Origin of the sequence: Paenibacillus sp. FSL H8-0457 (assembly GCF_038051935.1) — a bacterium.
In the GTDB taxonomy this organism is placed as follows: Bacteria; Bacillota; Bacilli; order Paenibacillales; family Paenibacillaceae; genus Paenibacillus_AQ; species Paenibacillus_AQ lautus_A.
Genome location: NZ_CP150293.1, coordinates 5,046,731 through 5,058,623, shown reverse-complemented (window position 1 = coordinate 5,058,623; position 11,893 = coordinate 5,046,731). Strand labels below are relative to the sequence as shown.

Here is an 11,893-nt window from a genome sequence, read left to right as displayed (position 1 = left end):
TTCTTACTTGGCCGGGTCTGTTTATTTTGAAACGCTTAATGCTCAGATGGCTCTGCGCGTTTCCGGGAAGTGGAGTATAATGTATAAGGACATCGATTGCAATGATACGGACAGACCAACATATAACGACAGGTGAAAAACAATGAGAATAGCTTTTTTTGATTCAGGTTTAGGCGGTTTAACCGTGTTAACGGCAGCTATGAAAAAGCTGCCTCATGAAGACTTTTTATTTTTGGCGGATACGCTCCATGTGCCATATGGTACCAAAGCTAAGGAAGACGTGAAAGCTTACATACATCAGGCGATGGAAACCATCATGCAGGAAGAGGTCAAAGCCATTGTCGTTGCGTGCAACACGGCCACAAGCATGGCAATCTCCGATTTAAGGAAGGCTTATCCGATCCCGGTTATCGGGATGGAGCCTGCCGTAAAACCGGCTGTTGAAATTAACCGCGCCAGCGGGAAGCGAATCCTGGTGCTTGCCACGCCGCTGACCCTAAAGGAGTCGAAGTATAAGGACCTGGTCCGGCGAGTCGATAGCATGCATATCGTGGATTCCCAGCCTTTACCGGAGCTGGTCGAGCACTGTGAGGCTTTGAATTTCGACCCCGAGATCATGAACGCATACTTCACGAAGAAGTTTGAAGCTTTTGATCTGAATGAGTATGGAACGATCGTTTTGGGCTGTACGCACTATCCTTTTTACAAAAGGATTTTGTCGGATCTGCTGCCGGATCATATCCGAATTATCGATGGCAGCGAAGGTACCGTGAACAGACTCATCCAAGTATTGAGCGACCAGGATCTGCTCAGCTCCAGCGGGAGTCAGGATGTTAAGCTGCTAAATTCAAGCCAATCCGCGGAGTATACTCAGAAGATGGAGAAAGCGCTCAGCATATACAGGGAGATTGAGGGATAGGAAAACTGGAGCATCGCCAAAGGAGGATGGGATCATGAATCGCTATCTTTCCATTTTGATCATTATCTTTCTTTCCGTTGTAAGTACCGCTTGTGGCAATTCCTCGTCAGATTTGGTTCGGGGTGAAGGTTACATCTTAGAAAAAAATGATCATCAGCTCCTAGTGCTGGATCGAAAATTTGAAGGTGAAACCTGGGATGATATTTTCCTCGAATACGAGGGACCGGCGATCTGGATAACGACCAAAACTGCTTCGAAGTATGAACAAGGACAGAAAATACAATATTGGCTCAAGCCCGGGATAAACGATTCCTATCCTTCTCAGGCCAGTGCTCAGAAAATAAAAATCGTCGAGGAGTAACGATCCGCATTTCATCCTACAACGGTTAAGTTTGGATAAAAACACGGGAAAGGACCGGAAAATTGAAATTAAAGTTACTAATCATCTGTGTGCTAGTGATTCTGGTTGGTTGTAATCGACAAGACGATGAGATTATCACGGAAACGCCTAAAGAACAACATGTTAAATTCCTCGAGGATTACGGATGGAGCATTGACAGATTCGCATCCGAAACAAAGTATGCTCCTTCGACATTACCATCCTATCAAAAGCATGTGAAGGACTTGAAAGATTTGGGACATGTGGACTTAGCGTCATTTCTGGATAGAGAGGTTATAGAGACGGGCTATATTTTGCAAGAGAAAACAACGACGTATAATCAGATTGTAGGATATATACTGGAGTCAGATCATGAAATCATAGGTGGGTATCTAGTATTCAATCATGAACTCGAACAAAAGGACGGTACATTTACAATTGATCAAAGTGAGATGAATCCCATGCTTCATCGTAAGGATCTGGGAAGCAACATTCTGCCTTAATCGGGTCGGCCGACCGTTGATTATAATAAAAGAGCACCAACGGAGGTGAATTTAACCAGGAAGCATGAAGAGTCAGCTGATTGGCCGAAGACTTTGTTGTTCAGCAGCTTCGAAGACTGGGTGAATACATCGATGTTACCCGATAACAGGGATTATAAGTTCAATCATAAAATAAGAAAGGATGGACGCTATCCATGATCGGTTTCATTGTGATTATCTTGATTGTCGGCTTGGCCGGGATTATCAGCAATCAATATGCTGCCCTGAGAAGAATGGAGCGCATGCAGCGTTCTCTGGATGAGCTTAATATGAGAATACATGAAATGAAGAATGATGAATCCAAGCGATAACCTATCAAACGGCAGGTGTATGATATGAACTCTTTTAATCAATCAAAAAAAGAAATCAGAACAACGTTTGAGATCGACTTGCTGCACTTTGCCCAAGCGAAAGAACCTACAAAACCGCCTCACCCCTGGACGTCTGAGGTCATCATTCCGGCTTCCGGATGCATTGCTTGCGGTTGGGATGCCGATGAGAATCTGGTTCTGATCAGCAGCTCCGGTTACAGTTTGACGCAGGCCATAACCGGAACCGTCATTCACAGAGACCGGGACTCTGACCTAACGGAAGACCATATGAGCGGAGACTACTTAAGTTTTCGCATTCCGCTCAGCGGACAGGACATTTCGATTTTTGGATTTGAGTCGGGGGATGGGATTCACGTAACAAACGATGGCTGGATGCTGGAAGTCATTCATCCTTGGTGGCCAAGGGCTTCCGTTATATTGGACCAGGTGTTCGTCCCTAATTATGAGTATCTGAAGCAAGCCACGATGATTGATTTGAACCGGCTGGACGGAAAAATAAAATGTGGTTTTTCACCGTCGGGCAAACACTTCGTTATTTTGGGGTCTGGCGGTGCGCTTTTGTATTCTAGGGAATAAAAACATTGGACAGAAGCCGATCGAAGAGACGATGATAAGATGGATTGCGGTGTAACCAGAATGGGAGAAAACAATCGATGCTGAAATACAATATTTGTTTCGTTCGGCGCGGTGATGAGATTTTATTATTGAACCGTGATAGAGCGCCATGGATGGGATGTTGGAATGGAGTGGGGGGCAAGCTTGAAAGCAACGAGACGCCCAGAGACTCCATGATACGTGAGCTGTATGAGGAGACGAATATTCGGGATAAGGATTGCCGATTAACCTTCAAAGGCCTCGTCACTTGGACATCGGAAGGCAGGAATCTGGGAGGAATGTACCTTTATCTTGCCGAAGTACCTGAGGACTGCATTTATGAGACCCCAAAAAAGACGGACGAGGGCATTTTGGATTGGAAATCCACGCAATGGATTCTGACTGTAGGAAATGCCGGAATCGCAGCCAATATCCCTAAGTCGCTCGAGCTGATATTGAATGATCCGAATTGTTACGAACATCATTGTACGTATAAGGATGGTAAACTACTGCAGCACACATCGGTTGAAATAAGTTCTATGGTTGAAACGAACGAGGAGATAAGAGCCGAATTATTTAAGAAATATCTAGAAGAACAGGTTAGGTATTAACCTGGCATAAAATCTATCACACCACATGACCCGACTCAGATTGGAATGATCTTAGGCGGGTTTTGTTGTTATATGCGGGAGGCATCATGCGAATTAAAAATATGTTTTTACTCGTTTTACTGCTTCTGGTTGCATGCTCTCCGGTCGAAGAATCCGTCTCGGCTAAAACTTCAACACCCATAAACGAACAAGCGGACGCTGTAGACCTTCAGGCTAAGATATTAAAAGTATCAACAGATTTGCCATATGATTCGAATTGGTGGGTTGTATCTAGGGATACCCATACGATGACCATCCATGTTGAGGCAGAACATATAGAGTCTGTTCTGTTCTGGGTAGCGCCTACGGGGACAGAAACTTGGAAGGAAAGGGAGCTTATCGGTTATGACATTGACGGATCGGATGGGTGGTCGTTGTCCTGGGAGTTTGGCAATCGGAAATTCCACGATCATATCGCTGTTCAAGCTTTAGGCATGGACGGCCGTACGCAGGCTAACGAGAGCATCAATGTACATACACTCGAAGAATGAAAAAATTTTGAAGGTGCTGAATGATTTGAAAAAAGTGATCGTTCCAACCATCATGGTTTTCTCGATTTTTTTGATTTTGTCTTATAAGTGGTATACACATCCCAGACAAATTGTTCAGAACATAGAAGCAGTAGAGTTTCATTTAGGAAAGAACGCGGACCAGGCGATCATGCCGGTTCGCATCGAAATCGATGGTTATCTGACACGGTCCATCACTGGAGCAAAGCATTTTGACGGCTCAATCCAATTATTTAGCGATAACAAACGACTTACAGACGAGAAAAGTTATACCCAAATCGTATTTAATCTAAGTGGGGGAGGAGTCCTGGTCTATGATGAAACAGCCAATGGAGTTCCTAAACTGAATTCATATGGATTGATTTTTATCGATAAGGATTTTAGCAGCGTAGCTATAGCCAAACATGTAACCGAGAATGGAGAAACAAATACAAAGTCGTGGGAGGCCACACGTGGGATGATGATTGCCGGACCGGCTAGCAGCAGAGAGGAGGGGCTGCGTGTATCCAATACTTTGATGGCTGACTTTTTAAAGGTGGTAACATTAGATTGAGGTTTACCAGGTGGAAGAGGGAGGAGTAAAGATGGATACGATACAATTCAAATCCTATATCCATGAGCTTTTCGGCTCGTTATTGAATGATTTTGAGGAAGACGACGAGTATGGCTACCATCTTTTTTCATCGAATCACTATCTACGGATAGGCTACGCTACTAATCTGACTCCGGAGGTTGTCCAACAAGCAGTTGTCGAAAAGGTCGATCTGATTATCACGCATCATGATGCATGGGGCTTCGTGTACGGGATGAAGGAGCGGTGTTTAGAGTTGCTGCAGGAGCATGACATCGCTCATTTCTATATCCATCTTCCCTTGGATTATGCCGAGTTCGGAACCTGCAATTCGTTGCTGCGTGAATTGGGGGCGGAACATATTGTCCAATCATCCCGGCATATGGATGGGAATAGCTCGATAGGTATCGGAGAACTGGAGTCTCCGGTCTCGATGGAAGAGCTTGTAGAAACCATGTCCTCCGCTTTGGGCGAACACGTGTTTTATCAGCAGAATAGCAATAAACCCGTTCAAAGGATCGGCATGATAACCGGAGCAGGTAACGGCACGAATCAGTTGAAAGAGGCCTTGGACCATGGCTGCGATGTTTACATTACCGGGGAAAAAACGCTCTATACGGTTCAATATGCCAGGTTCGTCGGATTGAATCTCATCGTGGGCAGTCATACGTTTACCGAAATTTTCGGCGTACGATCGCTCGCCCAGAAGCTGCAGGAGAGGTTTCCAGATGTGGAAGTTATCCAGTTGTACGAGGAGCATATGGAAGCAGTGAACTAAAAACACGTCATCGGAGGGGATAACGGTTGAAGGATTCCAGCTTCGATTTTTACGAAGAACTTGCGGATACGTATCATTTGATTTTTGAGGATTGGCATGAAGCGGTAAGATGGCAGGGTGATTTCTTTAATCGTTTTATTCGTTCGTTATATGACGAGAACCCTGAGGCTCGGTTCCATCTCCTGGACGCATCATGCGGAATAGGGACGCAGGCTTTGGGATTGGCACGGCATGATTTTGTCGTAACGGCTACGGATTTGAGTCCCAAGTCGGTGGAGCGGGCCAAAAAGGAAGCCGAGAAGCTGGGGATTCCCATTGATTTTGGGATCGCCGATTTTCGGTCTCTAGAGCAAGATATTGCTGGGCAATTCGATGTCGTATTGTCTGCCGACAATGCGATCCCTCATTTATTGTCAGATGGTGAGCTTAGACAGGCATGCCGCAACCTGTATGCCAAACTTCGTAACGAGGGTCTGCTTGTCGTGTCCATTCGGGACTATGACGCTATTATTCAGAACCGCCAGCGTGCAACGGTTCCACGAATCATGGATGAAGGGAAACGTATGGTTTTTCAAGTTTGGGACTGGGCGGAAGGTGGATATCACTATGTGACGAACCAATTTATTATGCAAGAAATCGATGGGGCATGGCATACCCAAGTCAACAGCACATCCTATAGAGCATTAATGCGATCAGAATTAAGCAGTTTGCTGGCGGAAGCGGGACTCATCGATATCCAGTGGCACATGCCTTCAGATTCGGGCTTTTATCAGCCGATCGTTACAGCAAGGAAGCCAGAAGCATAGACCAGTAAGATAGGATGAGTTTACCAGTATAAAAAAGGAGGGGTTATGGATGGCACAATTACGGGGTCAAGAACAAGTCGAGGAGTATCTTCATCAACTTGAGCATCCCTTGAAAAAAGTAATCGAGGAGGTCCGAAGCTTCATCCTGAGTGTTGATGATCGAATCACGGAGCATATCAAATGGAATGCTCCCAGCTTTTGCGTTCAGGGTGAAGACCGGATCACTTTGAATTTGCAGGGGAAGGGTTTCATTCGCTTGATTTTTCATTGTGGAGCCAAGGTAAAGGATCATGATATAAGGGGAACTCTGACAGAGGGTACGGCGGGGTTATTGGAATGGGCGTCGCAGGATCGGGCCATCGTGAAAATCGTTGATACAGACGATTTGGAGCAAAAGAAGGAACAGTTAAAAGCCGTTATTGCTAGATGGATTGAAGTGACGAGTTGATGACTAGTAGAGTTTCAGAGTTTACTCTGGTAGCTGAGTCCGAATCTAAAGAGAATGAGGCCGATTATAACAGATGGTTGTCAAAGGAACATGGAATTACGTGCGTAAATACTGGAATTGAACATACAGTCGAAAGGCTCAAGAGGGAGATTAAACAACATGATCATTCATGAAGTTACCGATCTGGGTGCAGTAGACCTTACCGAGCTCTTGACTGAAAGCCAGGAAGAAGGATTCAGGAATATCCATAGATTAGTGCATGAGTATCATAAGGGTATCAATACCTTTCATCATGAAAATGAAGCCTTGTTTGAATGTCGAGTTGGCCATAGAGTCATCGGCATCTGCGGGTTAAATCGGGATCCGTATGCGAACGGAAGCATAGGCAGGATCCGCAGATTATATGTACTAAAGGAATTCCGGAGTCAAGGAGTCGGGAGAAGGCTGGTTGAAGCTGTGATTCGTATGGCGAGCAGCCATTATACGAAACTCGTATTAAAAACAGACAATCCCAAGGCGTCTGCATTTTATAAGAATCTAGGTTTTCGGGAAATTGCCGACGGTGAATTGGTCACGCATGAACTTGTGCTATGATGTAATCATGGTTGCCCCGTCTCAAATGGATAGAACATTCAAGCATAAAAAAGGCTGCCATGAAGGCAGCCTTCCCTATCCCTCATAGGCTTGCTGTAGCGTTTGCATATCGATTTTTGATTTCGTCTGGAGTAAGGCCTTCATCACGCGTTCCGATTTAGCCGGATCGGGATCGGTTATCATTTCGTTTAAGTTAGCCGGAACGATCTGCCACGATACGCCGAACTTGTCCTTCAGCCAACCGCATACTTGCGCTTTTTCGTCACCGCCTTCGGCCAGCTTCTCCCAATAGTAGTCAATTTCTACTTGCGAATCGCAATGCACAATAAACGAAATAGCTTCGTTGAATTTGAAATGCGGACCGCCGTTGAGCGCAACAAAATGTTGTCCCTCTAATTGAAATTCCACCGTCATTATAGCTCCTTCGGCGAATGGCGAGTGATCGTTGCGTTCTGCGCCGTATCGCGTAAATCGTTCGATCCCCGAGTTTTTGAAAATCGAAACGTAATGCTGCGCTGCCTCCTCGGCTTGGTGATCAAACCACAAGTTTGGGGATATCTTCTGGACTCTATTCTTCATCATCCCAACTCCTTCGTCACAGATAATAGAATGTAATGTCATTGTATCAAATCACTCGGATCATGATTTCTTACCGATTGCGATCTATTCCTGCCGATCATGAATTTCGGATAACAACGGGCCGATTCGCGTTCAGGGGAAAATAGGCCTTTTCCATTTGGAGGAAGATAAAGGTGAATCTCATGCCTGTGGTGAAGAAGTAGAAGAATATATTTATGAAGCGATCTTTCTAGGATACGCTAACGAATTCTAACGGGACTTGTCATAGTTTGTGGTATATCTTATCTATCGGAGGCTGTTGTCATGATGATGCCAACGCATATTGTTGCCGTAGGCGGCGTGGTTGAGAATGAACATGGAGAAATTCTATTGGTGAAGGATCGTAACGGATGGGTGTTTCCGGGAGGCCAGGTGGAGGCCGGAGAGAATCTCATGGATGCGCTGATTAGGGAGATCAAAGAAGAGAGCGGGATCGAGACCATTATATCTCATCTGATCGGTGTCTATTCCAATACATCAACCTATCCGGGACACAGCGGAGTTGCCGTGGTTCCAACGAAAGTGATGATGGATTTTGTGTGTAAGCCTACAGGCGGCGAGCTGAGGACTTCGGAAGAAACGACGGACTGTCGTTGGATCCATAAGGATGAAGTGCTTCAATACATTACGGCCTCGGCCATTCGTACGCGTTTCCAGTCTTATTTGGATTTTAACCGAGCCCTCGTCTATATGGAATATATCACGAAACCGGAGTTTGAAATTAAGCTGAGACGGAATATATAGGCATTCGAGCTGGGCCATTGGGAGTAGAGCTCAATCCATATACGGGAGGCCGCCTCTTTTCTGATGCCTCTAAAAGAACGAATTCAAGCTTCATCGGCGAATTTTTCCATGATTTGGATAGGAATGCCAGAACAGAGGAATGGGCTGTATTAAAATAGGCAGGTTTGATATCTGCTATCGAAAGGAAACGACCCATGGAAGAAGTGATTGTCACACCATACAACCCCGACTGGAAAGATGAGTACAACCGGGAAAAAGCGAAAATTGAGTCGGCACTGAAAGGCCTCGACGTTCACATGGAACATATCGGGAGCACGTCCGTTTCGGGTTTAGGCTCTAAACCGACCATCGATATGATGGCTGGCGTTCTTAGTATAGAGGAAGTCGATGAGTATTATATTGAGAATCTGGCTGGGATCGGCTACGAATATGTTGTTAAACCGGAGTTTCCGGAGCGGCTGTTCTTTAGAAGAGGGCAATGGCGGGCAGGAACGCATCATCTGCATATTTACAAATACCAGGGCCAACAGTGGATTGACCAGATTTCATTTAGAGAGTATTTAAAGAAACATCCGGAAATAAAGGATCGATATTATGCTTTGAAAAAAACACTCGAAAATCAATATAAACACGACCGCGTAGCCTATACGAACGGCAAGGCTGATTTCATTCGTGAAGTGATCCGTAAGGCAAGGCTGGAACAGAGTTAGAATCCTGATGCAGAGAGGACGTAAAGAGGATGTCCGAATATTACTGGGATTCCAAAATCGAATACCTGAGGAATACCAGATGGTTATATTACAATGACGACTACCTGGAGTTTTTGGTTAAGAACGTCTGGAAAATGAATACGCCCGTTAACATGGTGGACTACGGTTGTGGTTATGGTTATCTAGGATTAAAGCTTCTCCCGCTTTTACCCGATGGATCAACCTACACAGGTATAGACAAAGGTGAAGATTTGATCAAGGAAGCAAGGGGAATCTTTGACAAGCTGCCATATTCCGTTGAATTGTTTCAAGGGGATATCGAAGAAATCCAGGTGCATCGGCAGTACGACATTGCGCTCTGTCACGCGTTTCTATTACATATGAAGAATCCCCGAGATATCCTTCAAAAAATGATCGACAGTGTGCGGAACGGCGGCCGGGTCATTTGTTTTGAGCCCCATTGGATCGCCAATGCGGCGAATTTTGGCTTCGATGATGGAATGTTGCATTCCGAAGTGGTCCGTCTAGGCGTATTACAGAAGCTGTATGAGGTGGACGCCAGCCGCAGCGGCAAAGACGGGAACATCGGCATGAAGCTCCCTATTCTTCTAAGTCAACTGGGGTTACGGAATGTTGAATGTCGAGTAAGCGATAAAGTGAATTTTTTGGATCGGCATATGGATGATGATAGCAAAGAACGGCTGTATCAATCCCTAAGAGAAGAGGGGATTGGGCAAGAGCCCAATGAACCTTCAATGACAATGGAGCAGCTGGTACAGAGAGGTTTAACAGCGGAGGAAGCACAAGCCCAATATGCTGCTGAACTCAAGCTGTTCCAGAAGTTTGATAGCGATTCGTGGTTGACTTACGCGCCGAATATGAAGATTTCTTTTGGCATGGTTAGCCGAGAATAAACGTACGTAAGGAGCCCTAGGAAAATGGGATGGATAAGGCATCACAACGACTGCCTCCAATAATAGATCGCCAATTGGGTTCTGTCCCGGAGCTCCAGCTTATCCAGAATGATCGAGAGGGTGTTGCGCACGGTTCCTTCGCTGATAAACAATTGCTCGGCAATTTCCCGATTTGAGCAGCCTAAGGCAACCAGCTCGAGAATATCGTTTTCCCGCGGGGTAAGGTCGGAACGATTCTCTTTTTCGGGCAGCATCAAGGTCTTCAGCACATTGGCATCCACAACGGAACTGCCGGAGGCCAAGGCACGAAGCTGTTGTGCCATACTGGAGACCTGCGTCGACTTCAGCATATACCCTTCGGCTCCGGCTAGCAGCGCCAGGCGGATACTATGCTCATCTTGAAACGTGGTCAGCATCATGATCTGGACTTGGGGCCACTTTTGCTTGATTTGCCTTGCCGCTTGGATTCCGTCCATACCAGGCATCCGAATATCCATGAGGACGATGTCCGGCAGGACCTCTTCACAGCATTGAATGGCTGCTGCGCCGTCATTCGCAGTGGCCGTCACTTCCATATCCGCTTCTCTGGATAGAAGCAGCCGGAGACTCTGACATACCAATGGATCATCATCCACAATGAGAATGTTCATCGAATGCCCTCCTTTTCCATAGGTAATACGCAGACCAATTGAAAGCCGTTGGATGTATTGGTGGAGATGCTCCCGCCTGCAGCCTGGGCTCTTTGCCTTAGGTTGCGGAGTCCGGTTCCAGGCAGCGAGGAGGAATCCAAAACGCCGTCATTTTGGACGCTTAACCGCACGATATGTTCATTGACGTCCAACGATACTTCAACGTGTTTGGCTTTGGAATGACGCACCGCATTGGTCAAAGCTTCCTTGAGGCAAGCATTCAGGATGACCCACAGATGGGCAGCTATACGGGATGTATTTCCATAAATTTGCAGCTGCACAGGCATTGCTTTGAAATTGCGGCAGATCTCCTCCAGGCTCCGAATGCCGATCGCTTGGACAGGCTGCATATTATGGACCGTTTCCCGCAGCTCCAGGGCACTGCTCGACAAACGCATCTGGGCTTGAGCAAACATGTCTTCCGCTTGCGGGTCATTCTCCCTCCATAATGTTTCAAAAGCTTGAAAGGCTAACAACGCGGCTGTTAATTCATGGCCGACCTCATCGTGCAGCTTCTGGGAGATTCGATGCCGCTCTCTCAGCTCTGCAAGCTGAGCCGTTTGGACATTGGCCATGAGCAGCTCACCTTTCAATATTTCCAATTCGTAGCGATCGCGACGCTCCTGATCTGCCTCCAATCGATACTGATGGATTTGCTTGGACCAACATAAAACGATCCACCCCGCAAATGAAGCTTGAACGAGCATGAGAAGAAGCGGGAGGTCCGGATCGACATAGCCGATGACAAGCGCTGCCAGGATGGGCAGGGAAAACAGCGGTTTACCGGCAAGCATGGTTTCAAATAACGGCAGAGCCAGTCCGAAGCCGGCCTCCGGCCAGAATGGAATGATGGACATGCATAGAATCTGGTCGACCAGTGTTGTCCATGAAGGAAGGGAAAACCGCCATCGGGCTATTGCCAGGATCGCTAAGGCGAAGATTAGGACGAACCCTTCGGTCCCGGCATCTCCCATAAACCACAGAGCGGCCAGAAGCAGCAGGGCAAACATTCTCCAAATCACGACCGCTATGCTTGGGGACCACGAATCGGTATAGCTTCTCATGAAAACCTCCCATGGCATACGTTCTCTTTTCC

The 11,893-nt window shown here is 46.4% G+C and carries 18 protein-coding genes; 15 read left to right on the top strand and 3 right to left on the bottom strand.

The window, feature by feature from the left end; all coding sequences use genetic code 11:
- Window positions 1-142: 142 nt before the first annotated feature.
- The 12 genes from murI to MHI43_RS22510 all read left to right on the top strand — a co-directional run bounded on the left by murI (window position 143) and on the right by MHI43_RS22510 (window position 7,122).
- The gene (murI, locus tag MHI43_RS22565; RefSeq protein WP_015736562.1) at window positions 143-919 is read left to right on the top strand and encodes a glutamate racemase; all 777 of its coding nucleotides are present in this window, start codon (window positions 143-145) and stop codon (window positions 917-919) included.
- A 34-nt stretch (window positions 920-953) separates the two neighbouring features.
- Window positions 954-1,280 carry a YobA family protein gene (locus tag MHI43_RS22560; protein ID WP_015736561.1) on the top strand — a complete coding sequence of 109 codons (327 nt, stop codon included), beginning with the start codon at window positions 954-956 and terminating at the stop codon, window positions 1,278-1,280.
- A gap of 89 nt (window positions 1,281-1,369) precedes the next feature.
- Window positions 1,370-1,801, top strand: a complete 432-nt coding sequence (locus MHI43_RS22555; RefSeq protein WP_341283164.1) for a DUF4830 domain-containing protein — start codon at window positions 1,370-1,372, stop codon at window positions 1,799-1,801.
- Window positions 1,802-1,995: 194 nt separating this feature from the next.
- Entirely contained in the window at window positions 1,996-2,151 is a 156-nt protein-coding gene (locus MHI43_RS22550; protein ID WP_015736559.1) for a hypothetical protein, read from the top strand.
- Between the two features lie 24 nt (window positions 2,152-2,175).
- On the top strand, window positions 2,176-2,748 hold the full coding sequence (locus MHI43_RS22545; protein WP_036664178.1) for a hypothetical protein: 573 nt from the start codon (window positions 2,176-2,178) through the stop codon (window positions 2,746-2,748).
- Between the two features lie 77 nt (window positions 2,749-2,825).
- Window positions 2,826-3,377 (top strand): 8-oxo-dGTP diphosphatase, encoded by a 552-nt coding sequence (locus MHI43_RS22540; protein ID WP_036664176.1) that lies wholly within the window; start codon window positions 2,826-2,828, stop codon window positions 3,375-3,377.
- An 86-nt stretch (window positions 3,378-3,463) separates the two neighbouring features.
- Window positions 3,464-3,907: a hypothetical protein gene (locus tag MHI43_RS22535; protein ID WP_036664174.1), complete on the top strand. Its 444-nt coding sequence runs from the start codon at window positions 3,464-3,466 to the stop codon at window positions 3,905-3,907.
- A gap of 34 nt (window positions 3,908-3,941) precedes the next feature.
- Window positions 3,942-4,478, top strand: coding sequence for a hypothetical protein (locus tag MHI43_RS22530; RefSeq protein ID WP_235201845.1), 537 nt, complete (start codon window positions 3,942-3,944; stop codon window positions 4,476-4,478).
- A 31-nt stretch (window positions 4,479-4,509) separates the two neighbouring features.
- Window positions 4,510-5,274 carry a Nif3-like dinuclear metal center hexameric protein gene (locus MHI43_RS22525; RefSeq protein WP_015736553.1) on the top strand — a complete coding sequence of 255 codons (765 nt, stop codon included), beginning with the start codon at window positions 4,510-4,512 and terminating at the stop codon, window positions 5,272-5,274.
- Between the two features lie 26 nt (window positions 5,275-5,300).
- Window positions 5,301-6,080: a class I SAM-dependent methyltransferase gene (locus tag MHI43_RS22520; RefSeq protein WP_015736552.1), complete on the top strand. Its 780-nt coding sequence runs from the start codon at window positions 5,301-5,303 to the stop codon at window positions 6,078-6,080.
- 49 nt (window positions 6,081-6,129) lie between these two features.
- Window positions 6,130-6,528: a DUF1801 domain-containing protein gene (locus MHI43_RS22515; protein WP_036664171.1), complete on the top strand. Its 399-nt coding sequence runs from the start codon at window positions 6,130-6,132 to the stop codon at window positions 6,526-6,528.
- Between the two features lie 159 nt (window positions 6,529-6,687).
- Entirely contained in the window at window positions 6,688-7,122 is a 435-nt protein-coding gene (locus MHI43_RS22510) for a GNAT family N-acetyltransferase (RefSeq protein ID WP_036664168.1), read from the top strand.
- Window positions 7,123-7,197: 75 nt separating this feature from the next.
- Here the strand turns inward: MHI43_RS22510 and MHI43_RS22505 are convergent, their stop codons facing one another.
- Window positions 7,198-7,701 (bottom strand): VOC family protein, encoded by a 504-nt coding sequence (locus MHI43_RS22505; protein ID WP_036664167.1) that lies wholly within the window; start codon window positions 7,699-7,701, stop codon window positions 7,198-7,200.
- A 303-nt stretch (window positions 7,702-8,004) separates the two neighbouring features.
- On the opposite strand from MHI43_RS22505, the gene MHI43_RS22500 reads away from it, so the two are divergent.
- The 3 genes from MHI43_RS22500 to MHI43_RS22490 all read left to right on the top strand — a co-directional run bounded on the left by MHI43_RS22500 (window position 8,005) and on the right by MHI43_RS22490 (window position 10,108).
- Window positions 8,005-8,484 (top strand): NUDIX hydrolase, encoded by a 480-nt coding sequence (locus tag MHI43_RS22500; RefSeq protein ID WP_036664166.1) that lies wholly within the window; start codon window positions 8,005-8,007, stop codon window positions 8,482-8,484.
- Window positions 8,485-8,678: 194 nt separating this feature from the next.
- On the top strand, window positions 8,679-9,194 hold the full coding sequence (locus MHI43_RS22495; protein WP_036664165.1) for a GrpB family protein: 516 nt from the start codon (window positions 8,679-8,681) through the stop codon (window positions 9,192-9,194).
- 29 nt (window positions 9,195-9,223) lie between these two features.
- Window positions 9,224-10,108, top strand: coding sequence for a class I SAM-dependent methyltransferase (locus MHI43_RS22490; RefSeq protein WP_036664164.1), 885 nt, complete (start codon window positions 9,224-9,226; stop codon window positions 10,106-10,108).
- A 41-nt stretch (window positions 10,109-10,149) separates the two neighbouring features.
- Here the strand turns inward: MHI43_RS22490 and MHI43_RS22485 are convergent, their stop codons facing one another.
- Window positions 10,150-10,758 carry a response regulator transcription factor gene (locus tag MHI43_RS22485; RefSeq protein ID WP_015736546.1) on the bottom strand — a complete coding sequence of 203 codons (609 nt, stop codon included), beginning with the start codon at window positions 10,756-10,758 and terminating at the stop codon, window positions 10,150-10,152.
- Window positions 10,755-11,861 carry a histidine kinase gene (locus MHI43_RS22480; protein WP_036664163.1) on the bottom strand — a complete coding sequence of 369 codons (1,107 nt, stop codon included), beginning with the start codon at window positions 11,859-11,861 and terminating at the stop codon, window positions 10,755-10,757. Before MHI43_RS22480 ends, MHI43_RS22485 begins: the two co-directional genes overlap by 4 nt.
- Window positions 11,862-11,893: the final 32 nt, after the last annotated feature.

Excerpts from the sequence above, each read along its gene's own strand:
- murI (WP_015736562.1), top strand. The coding sequence starts at position 143 with ATGAGAATAGCTTTTTTTGATTCAGGTTTAGGCGGTTTAACCGTGTTA.
- MHI43_RS22560 (WP_015736561.1), top strand. The coding sequence starts at position 954 with ATGAATCGCTATCTTTCCATTTTGATCATTATCTTTCTTTCCGTTGTA.
- MHI43_RS22550 (WP_015736559.1), top strand. The coding sequence starts at position 1,996 with ATGATCGGTTTCATTGTGATTATCTTGATTGTCGGCTTGGCCGGGATT.
- MHI43_RS22545 (WP_036664178.1), top strand. The coding sequence starts at position 2,176 with ATGAACTCTTTTAATCAATCAAAAAAAGAAATCAGAACAACGTTTGAG.
- MHI43_RS22540 (WP_036664176.1), top strand. The coding sequence starts at position 2,826 with ATGCTGAAATACAATATTTGTTTCGTTCGGCGCGGTGATGAGATTTTA.
- MHI43_RS22535 (WP_036664174.1), top strand. The coding sequence starts at position 3,464 with ATGCGAATTAAAAATATGTTTTTACTCGTTTTACTGCTTCTGGTTGCA.
- MHI43_RS22525 (WP_015736553.1), top strand. The coding sequence starts at position 4,510 with ATGGATACGATACAATTCAAATCCTATATCCATGAGCTTTTCGGCTCG.
- MHI43_RS22515 (WP_036664171.1), top strand. The coding sequence starts at position 6,130 with ATGGCACAATTACGGGGTCAAGAACAAGTCGAGGAGTATCTTCATCAA.
- MHI43_RS22510 (WP_036664168.1), top strand. The coding sequence starts at position 6,688 with ATGATCATTCATGAAGTTACCGATCTGGGTGCAGTAGACCTTACCGAG.
- MHI43_RS22505 (WP_036664167.1), bottom strand. The coding sequence starts at position 7,701 with ATGAAGAATAGAGTCCAGAAGATATCCCCAAACTTGTGGTTTGATCAC.
- MHI43_RS22500 (WP_036664166.1), top strand. The coding sequence starts at position 8,005 with ATGATGATGCCAACGCATATTGTTGCCGTAGGCGGCGTGGTTGAGAAT.
- MHI43_RS22495 (WP_036664165.1), top strand. The coding sequence starts at position 8,679 with ATGGAAGAAGTGATTGTCACACCATACAACCCCGACTGGAAAGATGAG.
- MHI43_RS22490 (WP_036664164.1), top strand. The coding sequence starts at position 9,224 with ATGTCCGAATATTACTGGGATTCCAAAATCGAATACCTGAGGAATACC.
- MHI43_RS22485 (WP_015736546.1), bottom strand. The coding sequence starts at position 10,758 with ATGAACATTCTCATTGTGGATGATGATCCATTGGTATGTCAGAGTCTC.
- MHI43_RS22480 (WP_036664163.1), bottom strand. The coding sequence starts at position 11,861 with ATGAGAAGCTATACCGATTCGTGGTCCCCAAGCATAGCGGTCGTGATT.